This is a genomic window from Thermosporothrix hazakensis, assembly GCF_003253565.1.
GTDB classification, from domain to species: domain Bacteria; phylum Chloroflexota; class Ktedonobacteria; order Ktedonobacterales; family Ktedonobacteraceae; genus Thermosporothrix; species Thermosporothrix hazakensis.
In genome coordinates this window covers 38,868-56,228 of the sequence record NZ_QKUF01000035.1, presented here as the reverse complement: position 1 = coordinate 56,228, position 17,361 = coordinate 38,868, and the positions used below count along the sequence as shown (strand labels likewise).

General features: G+C 52.2%; 16 protein-coding genes. 13 read left to right on the top strand and 3 right to left on the bottom strand.

What is annotated here, in order from left to right:
- The 11 genes from EI42_RS27565 to EI42_RS27515 form a co-directional block, all read left to right on the top strand.
- The coding region (locus EI42_RS27565) for an EF-Tu C-terminal domain-related protein (protein ID WP_487248051.1) at positions 1-174 on the top strand (174 nt) is incomplete at its 5' end.
- Between the two features lie 124 nt (positions 175-298).
- Positions 299-466, top strand: coding sequence for a 50S ribosomal protein L33 (rpmG, locus tag EI42_RS27560; protein ID WP_111325858.1), 168 nt, complete (start codon positions 299-301; stop codon positions 464-466).
- A 76-nt stretch (positions 467-542) separates the two neighbouring features.
- The gene (gene secE, locus EI42_RS27555) at positions 543-911 is read left to right on the top strand and encodes a preprotein translocase subunit SecE (protein WP_111325857.1); all 369 of its coding nucleotides are present in this window, start codon (positions 543-545) and stop codon (positions 909-911) included.
- 32 nt (positions 912-943) lie between these two features.
- Positions 944-1,525 carry a transcription termination/antitermination protein NusG gene (gene nusG, locus EI42_RS27550; RefSeq protein ID WP_111325856.1) on the top strand — a complete coding sequence of 194 codons (582 nt, stop codon included), beginning with the start codon at positions 944-946 and terminating at the stop codon, positions 1,523-1,525.
- A 286-nt stretch (positions 1,526-1,811) separates the two neighbouring features.
- Positions 1,812-2,234 carry a 50S ribosomal protein L11 gene (gene rplK, locus EI42_RS27545; RefSeq protein WP_111325855.1) on the top strand — a complete coding sequence of 141 codons (423 nt, stop codon included), beginning with the start codon at positions 1,812-1,814 and terminating at the stop codon, positions 2,232-2,234.
- A gap of 61 nt (positions 2,235-2,295) precedes the next feature.
- Complete coding sequence (gene rplA / locus EI42_RS27540) at positions 2,296-3,009, top strand: 50S ribosomal protein L1 (protein ID WP_111325854.1); 714 nt, start codon at positions 2,296-2,298, stop codon at positions 3,007-3,009.
- A gap of 447 nt (positions 3,010-3,456) precedes the next feature.
- On the top strand, positions 3,457-3,996 hold the full coding sequence (gene rplJ / locus EI42_RS27535) for a 50S ribosomal protein L10 (protein ID WP_170142956.1): 540 nt from the start codon (positions 3,457-3,459) through the stop codon (positions 3,994-3,996).
- A 19-nt stretch (positions 3,997-4,015) separates the two neighbouring features.
- Positions 4,016-4,396, top strand: coding sequence for a 50S ribosomal protein L7/L12 (rplL, locus tag EI42_RS27530; protein ID WP_111325852.1), 381 nt, complete (start codon positions 4,016-4,018; stop codon positions 4,394-4,396).
- Between the two features lie 178 nt (positions 4,397-4,574).
- Positions 4,575-4,844, top strand: a complete 270-nt coding sequence (gene rpsO / locus EI42_RS27525; protein ID WP_111325851.1) for a 30S ribosomal protein S15 — start codon at positions 4,575-4,577, stop codon at positions 4,842-4,844.
- 370 nt (positions 4,845-5,214) lie between these two features.
- The gene (locus tag EI42_RS27520; RefSeq protein WP_111325850.1) at positions 5,215-7,602 is read left to right on the top strand and encodes a polyribonucleotide nucleotidyltransferase; all 2,388 of its coding nucleotides are present in this window, start codon (positions 5,215-5,217) and stop codon (positions 7,600-7,602) included.
- A gap of 119 nt (positions 7,603-7,721) precedes the next feature.
- Positions 7,722-8,360: a uracil-DNA glycosylase gene (locus tag EI42_RS27515; protein WP_111325849.1), complete on the top strand. Its 639-nt coding sequence runs from the start codon at positions 7,722-7,724 to the stop codon at positions 8,358-8,360.
- A 96-nt stretch (positions 8,361-8,456) separates the two neighbouring features.
- Here EI42_RS27515 and EI42_RS27510 read toward each other — a convergent pair whose 3' ends face one another.
- Entirely contained in the window at positions 8,457-8,942 is a 486-nt protein-coding gene (locus EI42_RS27510; RefSeq protein WP_111325848.1) for a hypothetical protein, read from the bottom strand.
- A 141-nt stretch (positions 8,943-9,083) separates the two neighbouring features.
- Positions 9,084-12,449: a transglycosylase domain-containing protein gene (locus tag EI42_RS27505; protein WP_211326372.1), complete on the bottom strand. Its 3,366-nt coding sequence runs from the start codon at positions 12,447-12,449 to the stop codon at positions 9,084-9,086.
- Positions 12,450-13,221: 772 nt separating this feature from the next.
- On the opposite strand from EI42_RS27505, the gene rsmA reads away from it, so the two are divergent.
- Positions 13,222-14,139, top strand: coding sequence for a 16S rRNA (adenine(1518)-N(6)/adenine(1519)-N(6))-dimethyltransferase RsmA (rsmA, locus tag EI42_RS27500; protein WP_137686149.1), 918 nt, complete (start codon positions 13,222-13,224; stop codon positions 14,137-14,139).
- Between the two features lie 135 nt (positions 14,140-14,274).
- A complete protein-coding gene (locus EI42_RS27495; RefSeq protein WP_111325845.1) occupies positions 14,275-16,518 on the top strand; it encodes a tetratricopeptide repeat protein in 2,244 nt (747 codons plus the stop codon).
- A gap of 74 nt (positions 16,519-16,592) precedes the next feature.
- On the opposite strand, the gene EI42_RS27490 is transcribed toward EI42_RS27495, so the two are convergent.
- On the bottom strand, positions 16,593-17,078 hold the full coding sequence (locus tag EI42_RS27490; RefSeq protein WP_111325844.1) for a PRC-barrel domain-containing protein: 486 nt from the start codon (positions 17,076-17,078) through the stop codon (positions 16,593-16,595).
- Between the last annotated feature and the right edge of the window lie 283 nt (positions 17,079-17,361).

Genomic DNA, 17,361 nt, shown 5'->3' with positions numbered 1-17,361 from the left:
GTGACCGGGTCCATCCAGCTGCCGGAAGGGGTAGAGATGGTGATGCCTGGTGACAACATCGAGATGACGGTGGAGCTGATAAACGGTATCGCAATGGAAGAGGGCGTGAAGTTCGCCATCCGCGAAGGTGGACGTACCGTCGGTGCTGGCTACTGCACCCAGGTTATCGAATAAGAAGAACTTTCACACGTGGACGCTACTGCCTGGCGGATGCGTCCACGTTGTTTCGCTAGCAGACGGTCACTATCCACTCAGGCTGTAGTGGCAAGCCAAGCACGAAACGTTAACGGAGAAAGTCATGGCTAAAGGCAAAGAAAATCGTATTGTGGTAACGCTGGCTTGCACAACCTGCAAGAGCCGCAACTATACCACTTCGAAGAACAAGAAAAACAATCCAGATCGCCTTGAACTGAGGAAGTTCTGTACCACCTGCCGGGTACATGTTCCTCATCGTGAAACCAAGTAGGGTCGTAAAGTACTCGCTACTCAACTAGTGATGTCTAACTAGTACGACGGTCGCTACTGATCGGGAAAGGCTAAACGTGGCAAACAAGATGGCCGAAAAGAAGAAGAGTACTAGCCAGAGCCAAGTGGCAGCCTCGAAAAGCGGCAGTGAAAAAGGGGCGGCTAGAAGCGCCAGAACAGCACCGAGGACGAGCAAACAAGAAGGAAAGTCGGCTCGTAAGGGAAAAAATACCTTACTGGGTCGTTTCCGCAGTACTCGTTTCGGCGGCTTTATCTACGATGCCTATTATGAGCTCCGCTATAAAGTAACATGGCCTTCCTTTCAGCAGGCAAGGAACATGACGATAGCGGTCTTAATTATCTCTGGTGTGGTTGGCTTATTGCTGTGGCTAGTTGACACAGGACTATATTATCTGTTCATCCAGCTTATTGGCGGCGGTAAATAGCTTCGTCACCTGGAAACCAGAAGGGGAAAGCCGTGTTTACTGAACATACCGGTGAGGAAAAAGAGAAATCTGGCGAGAAAACCGGTGAACCGGCCTGGTATGCAATTCACACATATTCAGGCTACGAGAACAAGGTCAAGAGTCACCTCGAAGCCCGTATTGCGTCGATGGACATGAAGGGCAAGATCTTTCGTGTGATTGTGCCGATGGAGGAAGAGGTTGAGATCAAGCAAGGCCAACGGCGTACGGTCCAGAGAAAGGTCTTCCCCGGCTATGTGCTGGTTGAGATGATTATGAGCGACGAAGCGTGGTATGTCGTTCGTAATACTCCTGGTGTCACAAGCTTTGTGGGTTCGGGGAACAAACCGGTTCCCCTGCAAGAACACGAGATCAAATCGATCTTGAAGCAGGTAACGAAAGAGTCCGAGAAACCCAAAGCCAAAGTCAGTTTCACGAAGGGCCAGAGTGTTCGCGTTATCGATGGTCCCTTTGCTGATTTCATTGGCACGGTAAGCGATCTGAATATGGATAAGAACAAGGTCACTGTTCTGGTCTCTTTCTTCGGTCGTGAAACCCCCGTGGTACTGGACTTCCTGCAGGTAGAAAAGATCTAGCGACTTTTTGACGGTTTTACCAGACACGTACGTACGAAAGAACGATTGTTTGAGTTGAGTCGGCCCGGTTCTAAGGGCTGGATCTCGCATAAGCAAGACACAACCGTACCGATAGACAATCGGGAACGGACAGGGGATTTCCCCTGACAATTGCAGAAATGCTTCTGGACCGGCCGCTTCTCCTTATGAATGCGGCGACTGGACGAAGCAAGCATCCTCGCCCAGGGGCGAGAAACCTGTCAATTGGTACATGTTGTAGAGGTATCTTGAGGAGTTTGAGCAACCTATGGCAAAGAAGATTAAGGCTGTAGTACGCCTACAGATTCCAGCAGGTAAGGCAAATCCTGCTCCTCCGATCGGTACAGCGCTTGGCCCTCACGGCGTCAACATCATGATGTTCGTGAAAGAGTATAACGCGCGTACAGCGGACAAAGCGGGCATGATTATCCCTGCTGATATTACGATTTACGAAGATCGCTCGTTTACTTTTGTTACCAGGACTCCCCCCGTTTCCTATCTGCTGAAGAGCGCGGCGGGTCTTGAAAAGGGTTCTGCTGCCCCCAACAAAGATAAAGTGGGCACGATCTCCCGCGAGAAACTGCGCGAGATTGCAGAACTGAAGATGCCGGATCTGAACGTCAATAGCATTGAAGCGGCTGAGAATACAATTGCCGGCACTGCCCGCAGCATGGGCATCACGATCGAATAAGAAGATGCAGGCTACCCGGTAGTCACTGCGGCTTATAGCCTCAAGGAGGGCACACGAGAGAATGGCGAAAAATCAACACGGAAAGAAGTATCTGGAGGCCGCCAAGCTCGTCGACGAGACGAAGTTGTACGAGCCCCAGGAAGCTATCTCACTCCTCAAGAAGCTCAACTACGTAAAATTTGACCCTACGGTCGAGATTCATATGAAGCTCGGCGTTGACCCGCGCCATGCTGATCAGATGGTGCGTGGTGTGGCGAATCTCCCCGCCGGAACCGGTAAAGAAGTGAAAGTCCTGGTGTTCGCGCAGGGTGAGAAGGCGAACGAAGCTGCGGCCGCTGGCGCTGATTTCGTGGGTCTCGATGATCTGGTAAAGCAGATCGAGGAAGATTGGTTCGGTTTTGATGTCGCAATCGCGACTCCCGACGTCATGGCAAAGATCAGCCGCCTCGGTCGTAAACTTGGCCCTCGTGGCTTGATGCCCAGCCCGAAAGCAGGGACCATCACATTTGATCTGGCGAAGACTATCCGCGAAGTAAAGGCCGGTCGCGTCGAATTTAAAGTCGACCGCACTGCCCTGCTTCATATTCCTGCCGGAAAGCTTTCGTTCAGCGAAGATGCCTTGATGCAGAACCTTGCCTCTGTCGTTGATGCGGTCGTTCGTGCTCGACCCTCCGGCGCAAAGGGCACCTATGTGAAGAGCATTGTGTTGACATCAACGATGTCACCGAGCGTCCGTCTGGATGTTCCGTCTGCTCTGGCGCTCAAAGTCTCATAATCGCGCCACCCTGCCGCACCCGTACCGATCGGGCTATCGGGAACGGGAAAGGGATCTTCCCTGGCAGGTGAAGTAGAGAATGCTTCTGAGCAGGCTGTAGCGCGTGTATACTCTGGCCTGCTGGAAAGAAGAAGCCCTGCCATGAAAGGCAGGACATGCCCCGCCTGATCTTCGGGTCGGGTGTTGTACGCGGCTCATGCAACTGAAGACAGCAAGTATGCTTTTAGAGCATGTAAATGATATGCCAGATGGCGTATCGGCTTGCCGAGGGATTGTTTGCCATACTGTTTGCGTTTCGGCTGGCGGCACTGCAAGAAAGAATATGCCGTGAATGTGCTTGAACGCACGCACAAAACAAGAATCTCTCTCTGCCTTCGGTTGCACTGACCGAAGGCTTTTTTCATGGCAAATTCGCAAGTATTAGGGAAGAAAGGAGGGAGAGCTCCCATGCCTACAGAGGCAAAGGCCCAGAAGATCGAGGAACTTGCTGAGAAACTGAATCGTGCCAGCATCGCTATTTTGATGCAGACGCAGGGCCTCTCCGTTAAGGATATGAACGACCTGCGCAAGAAGCTGCGCGACGTCAATGTTGAGCTTTCGGTGGCGAAGAACACGCTGCTGCGTATCGCTGCTGAGCGCAATAACATGACCGAGGTCGATAAGAATATCTTCAATGGTCAGACCACTGTTGCTTTCGGGTATGATGACGAGGTCGCTGCTGCGAAAGCAGTTGTTGACTTTGTGAGCGGTTCTAAGATCGCTGTTTTAAAGTCCGGGATTCTCTCCGGTCGCTCACTGTCCGCCGAGCAAATTGAGGGTATTGGTAAACTCAAAGGCGGCAAGAATCAGACAAAGGCCGAGGTTGTCGGCACCATTCAGGGACCACTGTCGAACTTCTATGGTTTGATCAGTGCTCCTCTGCGCGATCTTGCATATGTTTTCCAGGCAAGAGCTGACCAGTTGCAAAAGGGTGAAGCTGCCCAGTAATTCATTTGGAGGTTAAAAAATGTCCGCAGTCGAAAATATCATTGCAGAAATTGAAAAGTTGAACGTTCTTGAGCTCGTTGAGCTGAGCAAGACCCTTCAGGAGAAGTGGGGCGTGAGCGCTGCTCCTGCTGCCGTTGCCGTTGCTGCTCCCGCAGGTGAGCAGGCTGCTGCTCCCGCAGTTGAGGAGAAGACCGAGTTCGACGTTATCCTGTCCGAGGTTGGCCCCAACAAGATCAACGTCATCAAAGCCGTGCGCGAAATCACCGGTCTCGGCCTCAAAGAGGCAAAGGCTGTTGTCGACGAGGCTCCGAAACCCGTCAAAGAGGGTGTCTCCAAAGAAGAGGCAGACAGCATTGCTGCCAAGCTCCAGGAGGCAGGCGCAAAGGCAACCATCAAGTAAGATGGTCCTTTCTGCAGGGAGATCCCGCCGGTTGGGCCGGGCTCCCTGCGTCGCTTTTCCTGCATAGAACATATCAGATACCGGGGAAGTAATTGCACCCGTAGGCCGGTCATGTTATAATGCAGAAGATATTGTGTTGCAAGTATTCATCCTTCGTTGGAGGAGGTGAACAAGAAGCGTGGCTTTAACTGTCGAAAAAAAGAACGAAATTATTGAGAATACCCGTGTACATGAGACCGATACCGGTTCTCCTGAGGTGCAGGTTGCACTGCTGACCGAGCGCATTCGTCAGCTTGGTGCTCATCTGGATGCACATAAGCATGACCTTCATTCACGTCGTGGTCTGAAGATGCTTATTGGTCAGCGCCGCCGTCTACTTACCTATTTGAGTAAGAAGAGCCCGGATCGCTATCGCGCTTTGATCGAAAAGCTTGGCCTGCGCCGCTAATCACGGGGTCGCTGTGGATGCGGTCGGCGCACAAAGGCAAGCGCCATTCTGTTCATGCCCGACCGCTGCTCCATTTTCCCCCCACCTAGCAAAAGTGAGTATTTGCGGTTTCTGGAAGAAGAGGGAAGTACGGAAAGCGAAGAACGCATTAGAAGAGGACCTTTCTCCATATCGAGCAGAAAAAAAAGAAGCACACCAGGATCGAGAATGGTTTTGCAGTACGAGACTGAAGATTTCCCGAGAACATGTTTATGTAACTACACCCAGGCCCTGGCGTAAGATGGAGAGTTCCCAGAGACGAGAACAAGAGTATATTGGTTTTAAACGGTTAGATTTGTTTAGGTTAGGGTGCCAATAAGTCGGAGGCAATATGATTCACCGTCAAGAAGCTGTCATAGGCGGCCGCGTCATGAGTATAGAAACAGGCCGCGTGGCTGAGCAAAGTAGTGGCGCAGTGCTGGTTCGTTATGGAGATACTGTGATACTGGCAACTGCCGTCGGAAGCGACGAACCGCGAGAAGGTATTGATTTTTTTCCATTAACTGTTGATGTTGAAGAGCGTATGTACGCTGCCGGTAAGATCCCCGGTGGTTTTATCAAACGTGAAGGGCGTGCTACTGAACACGCAATCCTCGCCAGCCGCCTGGCTGACCGTCCCCTTCGTCCTCTCTTCCCGAAAGGATATCGCAACGATGTCCAGGTTGTGATCACTGTCCTTTCTGTTGACCAGGAAAACGATCCCGATATTATGGGCATCGTTGGCGCGTCCGCTGCTCTCTCCATTTCCGATATCCCCTTCGCCGGTCCGGTTGGCGCGGTTCGTATCGGCTATATTGATGAGCAGCTGGTTATCAACCCCCTTGAGTCTCAGATGGAGCAGAGCAAGCTCGATCTGGCAATCGCCGGTACTGCTGACGCCATTATGATGGTTGAGGCTGGCGCGAAGGAAGTTCCCGAAGAAGTTATACTGGAAGCGCTCCGTGTCGGTCATGAGGCTATCAAAGATCTGATCAAGATGCAGGAGAAGCTGGTTCAGGTATGTGGCAAACCGAAAAAGGTGTTTGAACCCGCTCCTGTTGATGAAGAGCTTCAGCGCAAGGTTGCCGAGTTTGTACTACCTCGCTTTGAAACTGCGGTAAACAACCCTGATAAGACAGCTCGCTCCGCTGCCCTTAATCAGGTGCAAGACGAGCTGCTTACCGAGCTAGGAACTGAGTATCCTGACCGCCTGAAGGAAATTATTGCGTTCTATGAGAAAGAACTGAAATCCTATGTTCGCAATATGATCCTCGATCAAGGTGTACGCCCGGATGGTCGCGATACAAAGACGATTCGTCCAATCACTTGTGAAGTTGGTCTGCTGCCCCGTACACATGGTTCAGCCCTCTTTACACGCGGTCAAACACAGGTGTTGAGCGTGGTAACGCTTGGCTCACCCGGAGAAGAGCAGGTACTTGATGGTCTGGGTCTGAGCGAGAGCAAGCGCTTTATGCATCACTACAACTTCCCACCCTTCTCAACTGGCGAAAGCAAGCCCTTGCGCGGACCCGGACGCCGTGAAATTGGTCATGGCGCGCTGGCCGAGCGTGCGGTTGCTCCCGTCATTCCTTCAGAGGGCGAGTTCCCCTACACGATTCGCGTCGTCTCTGATGTGCTTTCGTCTAATGGCTCAACGTCGATGGGCTCCGTGTGTGGTACAACGCTTGCACTTATGGATGCCGGCGTGCCCATTCATGCTCCCGTTGCTGGCGTTGCGATGGGCCTGATTACCGGGGAGGGTGAGCGCGAAGGGAAGTTCGCTATCCTGTCCGATATCCAGGGCATTGAGGATGCATTAGGCGACATGGACTTCAAGGTTGCTGGTACCGCGGATGGTATTACGGCCTTGCAGATGGATATTAAGGTCAAAGGCATTACTCCTGAGATTATGGCGCAGGCGCTGGCACAGGCGCGTGAGGGCCGTATGTTCATCATGGAGAAGATGCTTGATACCATCGATGCCCCGCGCGAAGCCCTGTCGACCTTTGCTCCACGTATCCAGACGGTCAAGATCAATCCCGATAAGATCGGGACAGTTATTGGACCGGGCGGAAAAACGATTCGCAAGATTCAAGACGAGAGCGGCGCGAAAATCGATATCGAGGATGATGGCACTGTCAATATCTCCGCAACCTCCGGTGAGGCGATGCAGACAGCGATCGATGCTGTGCGTGCGCTGACCGAGGATGTCGAGGTTGGACGCATCTATACCGGTACCGTTCGGCGCCTTGTTGACTTTGGCTGTTTTGTTGAGATTCTCCCCGGTAAGGAGGGTCTGGTTCGGACCTCGCAGTTGGCTGATTATCACGTGTCTCGCCCGGAGGACGTTGTCTCTGTCGGCGATCAGATCACGGTCATGGTCATTGAAGTTGACTCGCAGGGACGTATCAACCTTTCTCGCCGTGCTGCACTCAGCGGAGAGCTCCCTTCCCCGAGCGAGCTGGAAAGTGAACGCGGTCCTTCGCGTGGTGGTCGTGGCGGTGGCCGCGGCGGCTATAGCGGTGGTGGCGGTGTTCCCGGTGGTCGCATGGGAGGTGGCGGCTACAATGAGCGTGGCGGCGGCTACGGCGGAGGCGGCGGAAGAGGCTCCTATGGCGATCGCTATGGTGATCGTGGTGGCTATGGCCAGCGTCGCCCTATGGGGGGTGGCACCAGTCGCCCGGGCGGCGGACGCCGTGAGGGTGGCTACGGTCAGCGCCCCGGAGATCGTCGCTGGTAGGCTCGCTCTTCCTGCGGAATAGCAAGCAAAAAGATTTTTGGGGGAGACAAGGAAAGCCTGTTTTCCTGTCTCCCCCTTACTGGCAACCTCATTGATAGTTGGGAAAAGGGGTAAAAGTTATGTCGACGGAGGAGATTCTACAAGAAGTAGCGCTGGAAGTCTCCACGTGTTCAAAATGTAACCTTTGTAAGGGTCGGAAGCGGGCCGTGCCAGGCGAAGGAAACCCCAATGCCAGAGTCCTATTTATTGGTGAAGGTCCGGGTTATCACGAAGATCAGCAGGGACGCCCCTTTGTTGGACCTGCCGGACAATTTCTAGATGAATTGCTGGCAAGCATCAACTTGAAACGTTCTGATGTTTTCATTACCAATGTTGTCAAATGTCGTCCCCCCTCGAATCGTGATCCACTTCCTGAAGAGATAACCGCCTGCAATGACTATCTCGATCGTCAGATTGCCGCTCTGAAGCCCCAGGTGATTGTGACATTGGGTCGCTTCTCGATGGCGAAATTTTTCGGCAACGCGAAGATCAGCGCTATTCATGGACGTGCCCAGAAGAAAGATGGATATATTTGCATTGCAATGTATCATCCTGCTGCCGGGCTCCATCAGGCAAGCCTGAAAAACGTGATCCGCGAGGACTTTAAGAAGATCCCACTCGTGATTGCTGAAGCTGAGCGGATGAAGGCAACAGCCCCGAAAGAGGCCGGTACTTCTGCCCCGAAAGAGGAACCACCTCAGCAATTATCACTTTTCTAGTCTGTGAGAAGCCTGTGGGAAGTAAGCCGCAGGTTTTCTTTTTGGCTCGCTGCCTCCGAAGGAATGCCCTGCGGAGGCAGAAACGGCTATTGGCTTTTATTCCCCGGGAAGGGCGACATCCAGCACAAAAGCGTCAACTGCGGTTATTTTGCCCCGCCAGTATGGAACGGTCAACTGACTCCCTGCGCTGATAATAGTGGCATCACGCAGGTGCAGATATTCAAACAGAATTGGCAGGCCAGCAGGCCCGATTTCCGGTTGATCCTCTGGGGGAATCAGGTTGGAATACAGGTCTTCCAGCAACTCCGCTGCCTGCGGTGCCTGCTGAAGCCTTTCTCTGATCGAGGTGATATGCGACTCGACATATGCTCTGGTACTGATCAGTGTGCCGAAGATCAGCACCCCATGCATCTGAAGCATGATAGGAATCTCTCCGTTTTCCCGCTCGACCAGCTTGACCCAGACCTGTAAAGAGATATCGTGATCGCCGTATGACTTGAGCCACAGGTTTCGGCGTTCGGTGCGTGTAAGTGGTCGATAGTTTGGATCGACCGCAGGTGGCTGTTCTGGTTTATCAGCCATAATAGCGAAACCTCCCAAATAGCTTGTATGCCTTTGCCAACCCGGCAAAGAAACCAACATATTTACGCATATCATATCGCTCAAAGCAAGAGAGGCACCAGCATAGTGGTGCCTCTCTTTGATCTGTATGTTCCCGGTTGCTTACGGCTTCTTGTCGTCCTTTTTCGGGGGCGTACACGGTTTCCCGTTCTGGTCCTTCCCGTTGACACAGGTTGCGGTCGGGACGTAGTAGTTCGAGCCGTAGATGGTTGGCTGCAAGCTATCAATCATCCAGTCCTCGTTGACAGGATCGCCTGCTCCCGGAAGGAGCCCGGTGTAATTGGAGACGGGCACTTTATGCACGTTTCCTGGCGGGGTGAAGCCATCCATTGGGAAGTTATACTTCTTCGAGGCGTAGTCCATCACCTGATTCCAGATCGGGCCTGCACCTGTCAGACCGATGACGTCATGCATCTCGCTGTTATCGCTGTTTCCTGCCCAGACACCGACGGTCAGATATGGTGTATAACCGATCGTCCAGTTATCTTTGAAGCTATCGGTCGTACCGGTTTTCACTGCTGCCGGACGGCCATCAGGCAACTCAAGATCGTTTCCGGGTGGGAATTCCAGGTAACGAGCCTCTTTATCTGAGAGCATATCGCTGATCATGAAGGCAACTTCAGGCTTGACGACCTGCTGACCTTGCGGCTTTTTGGGATCGTACTGATAGATGGTTCGTCCCTGGTTGTCGACAATCTTGAGAATAGAGACCGGTGGAACGCGCTTTCCTTTGTTGGCGAAAACAGCATATGCGCCGGTCATCTCATACAGCGATGCCTCTTTTGCACCGAGTGCCAGCGATGCGCCGGTGTTTTTTGGATCTACTTTGGCAACGGTGTCAATTCCCAGACGTCCGGCCATGTTCAGCACGTTGGGAATACCCGCGAACATTACTGTGTCAACCGCGGAGATGTTGAACGAGTTTCCGAGCGCTTTTCGGGCGGTCATCGGAATATTGGTGCGGAACTGACGGTCATAGTTCTGCGGGGTGTACCAACCGTTGACGCCGTTCCCATCAGGATAGGGATAGAGCGTTTCTCGGTCTGGCAGGATCATGCCAGGATACCAGCCCATCTCAAAAGCGGTTGCATAGACGATAGGCTTGAAGGATGAGCCCGGCTGCCTGAAGGTCTGGGTGACAGCATTCACCTGCCCTTGCGCTTCTGGCGTTGAGCTGTTGTAATTGACGCTTCCGTTCATTGCCAGAATCTCGCCAGTGCGTGGATTCATGACCATGACTGCCGCATTGTTCACGTTCCGATCCCGGCTCAGGACGGTATAGACGCCGTTCAGCTTATCATACGTTTCCTCGTAGAGGTTTGAATAGGTGATCTGCTCTACCTTCTTTTCCAGATCAAGATCAAGGGAAGTGTAGATGCTATAACCACCATTGCGCAGATTTTCGGGACCGAGCACCTGGGCAAGCTGATCAATGACAAAGTTGACAAAGTGAGGTGCCTGCATTTTCTGCTGCGATGAGTGAGAGACAAACTTGAATTTTTTCATCTCATCGGCAGCTTGCTTTGCTTGCTGCTCGGTGATCTTTTTATCGCGCAACAGCGAGGCCAGCACCTGTTGCTGACGCTTCAGGGCATTCTCTTTGTTGTAGATTGGGTTCAGCGTGGTCGGGCTATTTGGCAGGCCCGCTAGCAGCGTTGCTTGCCCCAATGTCAGCTGAGCGACTGCCGGGATGCACGTATTGGTTTTCTTGTCACATTTTGGCTTCAGACCGAAGTAGTCCTGTGCTGCCGCCTCAACGCCGTAGTTAATATTGCCGTAGTTGACGGTGTTGAGGTACATTTCCATAATCTTCCATTTCGGGTACTGCTGATTGAGTCCTGCCGCAAGGAAGATCTCCTGTATCTTTCGCTCGGGTGTACGAGGCAGCCCTTCAAAAAGCTGGACTTTTATAAGCTGCTGTGTAATCGTGCTACCACCGCCCGCAGAACCGCCGCTGGTGATTGCACGGCCAATACCCTGGAAGTCAAACCCGGGGTTCTCCCAGAACGATTTATCCTCAACCGCTACTGTGGCCTCAACGAGCAGCGGCGAGATATTTTTGTAGTCAACATATGTGCGTCGGCCTTTGCCGATCTGCTTGTCATAGAGATCATACAGTGGCTTGCCGTTGCGGTCATAGATATGGGTTGTCTGGAAAAGTGAGTGATCCGCGATGCCTTGAAGCTGAGGCAACTGCGCCTGATAGTAAGCAAAAGCTGCGCCTCCTCCTCCCGAGGTTAAGACGATGAGGATCAAAAGGATAATCACGGCAATACGCGCAAGCAGCGGAAAGCGTTTTCCTTCTTTGCGTTCCTTACGCCGTTTCTTGACGATCATGACGCGGTTCACACGCGCTCGACGCTCCGCAAAGTCTTCGGCGCTTTCAAAAACGTCATCGCTGCGAACCGGAGGCATGCCCTGCTGTAGTGATAGATCGGTGCCGTTATCCTGGCCCGGGGGCGGCGTTGTTGGCAATGTATGCCCCGGCACTTTAGAAGAGGGTTGCGGAACCGGTTGGTGCTCCAGCAAAACCGTATTCTGGGCCGCAAGTGCATCAGCATTTTTTGGCAAGGACGAGCGTTCAATGGCGGCTGTCTTTTGTTCCGAAATATCAGCCAGTTTCCCGGGTTTCTCTTCGCTCGATATCTTCGTTATGCTGACTGTATCCTGCTCTGCGATATCCGCTTTGCCCGATTTTTGTGGCGCTGCGGCTTTGGGAATAGCTGTTGTTTTCTGCTCAGCAATATCAGCCTGCTGCTTTGATTTCTCTTCTCCACCCTTTTCGGTGTGTGGCGCCTGCTTCTCTGGCTGCTTGCTTGAACCGGATGCAAGACCAGGAGAAGAGGGTGTTTGCGCCGGACGCCTGGGAATCGCTGGACGACCGGCATTTTGCTGACCGGACTTCTGCGCGTTCTCTGCTTTGGGTGCTGGCTTCTGCTCCTCCGCAGTCAAACCGGGAGAGGATGGCGTATTCTGCACAGGGCGTTTGGGGATGGCAGAAGCGACACTTTTCTTCTCCGCCTGCTGCGGTGTTATGCGCACCGTTGCCTCATCAGAAGAGCTGGCGATGCCGGGAGAAGAGGGCGTTTTGGGTGTAGAGCGATCCGCTTCAGATACGCTTTTGCCCTTTTGCTCTTCCCGGCTAGAGGCAATGGGACCACCAGGGCGCCTGGGAATAGGCGCAGCCGTTCTCCCTGCCTGTGGTGCTGGCTGTTCCTTCTTCTCAGAGGAAACCGCTTTTTCCGTATCCGAAGAGCCTGTTTTCTGCCCTTTCAGAGTATCAGAACCCTGCGTTGATTCTTCCTTTTTCGCCGTTATGCTCTCTTTTTCTTGCCTATCCTCCTGTTTTTGAACAGGTGAGGAAGGAGAAACGGGTTTGGTATGCTCATTTGCTTTTTCAGGTTGTTTGGTTTCTCCTTGAGATGGAGTTGCAGTCTGTTTCTCCTTTTCATTTGAAGTGGAGGGCATAGAATCGGCTTTTTCTATATTATTTTTTTTATGGCCTTCTATGGACATAGTAGTATATATCCCTTCCTGGCAAGTGTGGGTTTTCAAGGGTTATGACAAATGCCGGGTCTCTTTCTCCTTTGTCCGCACCGCATCCCAGATCACTATGTTCCCCGCAAGTGAAAGTGAGTAAGTGAGGAAAAACGATAACCCACACAGACAAAAAGACGCCTGACTGAGAATAGTTCTAGAATATGAAACCCTTAACACATATCGACGACTATAACGTTTTGAGAGATTGTTTTGTTGTAAGTCTGGTACTATGAGCTAGCCGGTGTAATCGGCATGGCTACCAGGAATGTTCTTGTGTTGTCATTGTGATGGAGATAGGCGCGTTGTCCGGCCTCCACGCTGAGGAAAGCATCTGCGCTTTCGATCCTGGAACGGATCAACGACCCGCTCTCTATTTGTTAGAACGATTCTATTGATCGAATGGAACAGTTTTCTGAAGCGAATCCTGATGAGCGAAGAACGAGCCTTCTGAAGAGATATATGGTAATATGGTGTATGATAGTTGGCCAGGGTTCTCTAGTGCAGAATGACAAACTGGTGGTAGGCTTGAAACAGGAAGTTCGGAAGACGAAGCCGTTATGCTCATGGAACCACGGGTCACCAATCATTGTAGTGAGATTGAAACAGCGAAATGAGCTGTTGTGTGCTTCCCTCTCAGAGTTGCTGAGGGCTAAAAGACTGAGATACTGTTTGTAAGCAGGAAAGTGTGGGGATCGGTTCTGTGTCTGAAACAAGAGATAAGTTGTTAAGCGATAAAGAAATAGCCTCGCTCGATTTAACCAATGTCCGGGATTTGCGAACGCTGTTATTCGCTCATCAGATGCGTCCCAATAAATCGTTCGGGCAGAATTTTCTGATCAACCGTGGCATTCTGGAACAAATTGTTGCCGCGGCAGAGCTACAGAAAGATGAGCAAGTGCTGGAAGTCGGCGCAGGAACCGGGGTTCTGACACGTGAACTGGCTCTCCATGCTGAAAAAGTGGTCGCGGTAGAACTGGAACGGGACATGTTGGCCCTGCTGAGAAGAACGACTGGGCATCTGCCGAACGTGGAACTGGTTGCGCAAAATATGCTCTTCTTGAATCCCGATCATTCCTTTGAGGGTAAGCCATACAAGCTTGTTGCTAACCTTCCTTATTATCTGACTGCCGCCGCCTTCCGGCATTTCCTGCAAGATGTGACGCATAAGCCGCGTCGGTTGGTTGTCATGGTTCAGCTCGAAGTGGCACAGAGAGCTGTGGCTGAACCGGGGGATTTGAGCTTGCTTGGTGTCAGCATTCAGTTTTTTGGCAAGCCCAGGATCATTACGCGGGTACCGGCTCAGGCGTTTTATCCTGCCCCAAAGGTTGATTCAGCTGTCTTGCAGGTGGATGTTTATGATGAAGTACCGCTTGCGCCAGAAGAGCAGAAGCGCTTCTTTAAGCTTGTACAGGCGGGGTTTTCAGAAAAGCGTAAGCAGATTCATAATGCGCTGGCCCGGGGGCTACATCTGAAAAATGAGGAGGTTCGTGGCTGGTTAGCTGCCGCACAGATTGATCCGATGCGCCGTGCTGAGACCTTGAGTATCGATGAATGGCTTCAGCTCTGGCGGGTGACAGAAGCTGGTAGCCCCACTGTGGGCACAGATATGCTATCATAAGAGCGGTACAGGTAAACTGCATATGCAGAAATTTCCTCTTCGTATGAGGAATTTTCTTTGTTTTTGCAACAAAGAGCCATCCGAAACGTTTAACTGTTAAAATCTATTTTGCAGTGAAGAAGTGTAGCGAGACCTATGTCAATAGAGGAGCAGTTCTGCGAGAGCTGTGGGGCCGCCAATCCGGCTGAGGCACGCTTCTGCCAGTTTTGTGCTGCTCCACTCCCGTTTAAACATACAACTGGAACACTCCCGGAACAAACCCTGCTTAATGGGCGGTATCAACTTGAATTCCGCATCGGTCAGGGGGGAATGGGCGCTGTCTATAAGGCGTCTGATACCCGTTTCAATAATCGCCCTATCGCGATTAAAGAGATGAGCCGCGCTGGGCTGACCGGTAGCAGTATTAAAGAAGCCGAGGAGTCATTCGAGCGAGAAGCACAGCTTCTGGCTGAGCTTTTACATCCCAATTTGCCCCGTATCTATGACCATTTTAATGAAGGTGAGCGCTCATACCTCGTGATGGATTTTATCGAGGGTGAGAGCCTGGAAGATACGCTTGAAAAGGCAAATGGCGGTCCTCTTGAGCTTGAGCGGGTGCTGAACTGGGCAAAACAGCTCTGTGACGTTTTGTCCTATCTGCATAATCATCAACCGCCGATCATCTTCCGCGATCTGAAGCCGTCAAATGTGATGATCAGTGGAAATGGACATATCTATTTGATAGACTTCGGCATTGCACGCGTTTTTAAGCCCGGGCAGGCCCATGATACGATTGCGCTTGGTTCACCCGGCTATGCTGCTCCTGAACAATATGGGAAAGCCCAGAGCACTCCACGCTCCGATATTTATAGCCTGGGGGCGCTTCTTCACCAGTTGTTGACGGGAGTTGATCCAAGCGATCAGCCGTTCTTCTTCAAGCCCGCAAGTGAGTTGAATCCGCAGGTTCCACAGGAATTATCTGACCTGCTTCAACAGATGCTGAATATGGATTCGGCGTTGCGTCCAGAAAGTGCTGAAGTGGTGCTCGAAACAATCCGACGGATCGAGCAACAGCAGGTAAGTGGCGAGACCTATGGGCTCTCGGCGATCAATACACCACGTTCAATACCGGTCTCTAATCCGGTTGTTGTGACCCGGACCAGGCAACCTGAAACGGACCGTCTGTTGCAGGATGCCTACCGCCTGTATTCTGAACGACGGATCAAGGAAGCACTGGAAGCCTATGACCGACTGATTCAGGTTGATGGCTCCAATGTACAGGCGTGGCAGGGCCGAGGGCTAACGCTGGCGATGTGGGGCAGGCATCAGGAAGCCTTGCAGGCATTTGAACGCGCCTTGCAGGTAGACCCCAATTTTGTTGGGGCGCTAAACAGCAAGGGAGCCGCGTTGAATCGTTTACGCCGTAATCAAGAGGCGCTCGATGCCTTTGATAAAGCGATCTTACTGGACAGAGCAAACGCTGTTGCCTGGAATGGAAAAGGGGCTGCCCTCAGCGCACTGGGTCGACATGAGCAGGCGCTTCATGCATTCGATCAGGCGTTACAGTATGATCCGAGTATGGCGCTGGCCTGGGCAAATAAAAGTCTGGTCCTGCGACATCTTAAACGGTATCAGGAGGCGCTTGATGCGGCGGAAAAGGCGCTGAACTATGATAGCAATGCAGCCGCCAATTGGAACAATAAAGGGCTGATTCTCTATGAAATGGGACGGCTCAAAGAGGCCAGTGTGGCCTATCAAGAGGCGCTGCGGCATGACTCTCGTTTCGCTCCCGCGTATTATGGTATGGGCAACGTACTGTACGCACAGCAACGCCTGAAAAGCGCGCTGGAACAGTACGAGCAGGCGCTTCAGTTCGATCCCTATTATGTGAAGGTCTGGGAGCGCAAAGGGCAGATTCATTATGAGATGGGAGCATATGCGAGAGCGCTTTCTGCATTCGATCGTGCTTTACAACTCGATCGAAACTACGCGCTGGCATGGAACGGCAAAGCGAATGTCTTGAGCCATCTGGGGCGCTATCAGGAAGCGCTGGCTGCCTATGATGAGGCGCTGCGGCTGAACCCGAATGCGGCTGCTACCTGGAACGGAAAAGGCAATGTCCTGTATCGTCTGAACCAGTACAGGCAGGCGCTCGATGCCTATGATCGTGCTCTGATCCTGAACCCACGCATGGTTTCAGCCCTCCATAATAAATCGTTGATCTTAAAACTGATGGGGCGGTATGGTGAGGCCCTGATAGCCGCAGATGAAGCGATCAGGCTCGCGCCAAATGATCCCGATAACTGGCTGCGAAAAGCCGAGGCGCTTCGTAAGTTATATCGCCGGCGTGAGGCGCGTGCCGCGGAAGAGGAAGCCGCTCGCCTGCGTGGGGGCATGTAGCGAACGAGGAAGAAGACCAAAAAAGGAGACAGGGCCAGCACATTCTTGCCAGCCCTGTCTTTTCGTTTCTCCTCCTAGCGGAGTTTACGGGCAACCTGGTTCTGAATCACGATTCTTTCGCTGGTGCTGGAAACAATCGCGTCGGCAGGAAAGGTCTTTGTTCTGCTAGAACCCTCAGGGGTGATTTCGAGCGCGCCCAGGCGCAGTGCCACCAGAGGCTCAGTGGCAAGCCAGATATCACTAACTCTGCCGAGAACGTTGTCCTTTTCGTCCACAACCGGGCGTCCGATCAATGCTTCACTCTGGGGATGTGCTGGCAGGAGTCTGATGAGCATGTTTTCGTTAGCTATAGTTACTCGATCGCTTTCCAGCCGCTTGAGTGCCATGACTGGCAGCGCATAATCTCCCTCTACACGTGTGCGCACGCGCAGAGCATTGATCGCGCCTGTATCTTCCTCAAAGTAAAAATCAACGATGGTTCCCAGTGATTTACCCAGTTTCGGGACATATACTGCACGGTTGCGCAGATCCGCCCACTTGATCAATGTATTATTGTTCACCGGTAATACTCCTCAAAAAAGAGATAATGACCTGGAAACATCTGTTTCCCTGTCCATCTGGCTCCAGGCCTGGACAAGCAGCATGCGCTGTTGCGGGTATGAAAGATAAGGTGTCCTGTTCTTTTCAGCGCCGGCGGAGCCAGGCATTTCGGTTCGCGGTTTATTATACCCCTGTTCCGCAGTGATGAATAAGAGCGGAAGAACGGAAATAACGTATCCTCAAGAGAGCCATAATTGTATATGGCTATGTTCATTGTAGCATAGGGAGGGGGATATAGGGGAG

Coding starts and splice junctions, on each gene's coding strand:
- EI42_RS27505 (WP_211326372.1), bottom strand. CDS start 12,449: ATGCCCTCCACTTCAAATGAAAAGGAGAAACAGACTGCAACTCCATCT.
- rplA (WP_111325854.1), top strand. CDS start 2,296: ATGGCGAAAAATCAACACGGAAAGAAGTATCTGGAGGCCGCCAAGCTC.
- rplJ (WP_170142956.1), top strand. CDS start 3,457: ATGCCTACAGAGGCAAAGGCCCAGAAGATCGAGGAACTTGCTGAGAAA.
- EI42_RS27495 (WP_111325845.1), top strand. CDS start 14,275: ATGTCAATAGAGGAGCAGTTCTGCGAGAGCTGTGGGGCCGCCAATCCG.
- rplL (WP_111325852.1), top strand. CDS start 4,016: ATGTCCGCAGTCGAAAATATCATTGCAGAAATTGAAAAGTTGAACGTT.
- EI42_RS27520 (WP_111325850.1), top strand. CDS start 5,215: ATGATTCACCGTCAAGAAGCTGTCATAGGCGGCCGCGTCATGAGTATA.
- rpmG (WP_111325858.1), top strand. CDS start 299: ATGGCTAAAGGCAAAGAAAATCGTATTGTGGTAACGCTGGCTTGCACA.
- rplK (WP_111325855.1), top strand. CDS start 1,812: ATGGCAAAGAAGATTAAGGCTGTAGTACGCCTACAGATTCCAGCAGGT.
- EI42_RS27515 (WP_111325849.1), top strand. CDS start 7,722: ATGTCGACGGAGGAGATTCTACAAGAAGTAGCGCTGGAAGTCTCCACG.
- EI42_RS27510 (WP_111325848.1), bottom strand. CDS start 8,942: ATGGCTGATAAACCAGAACAGCCACCTGCGGTCGATCCAAACTATCGA.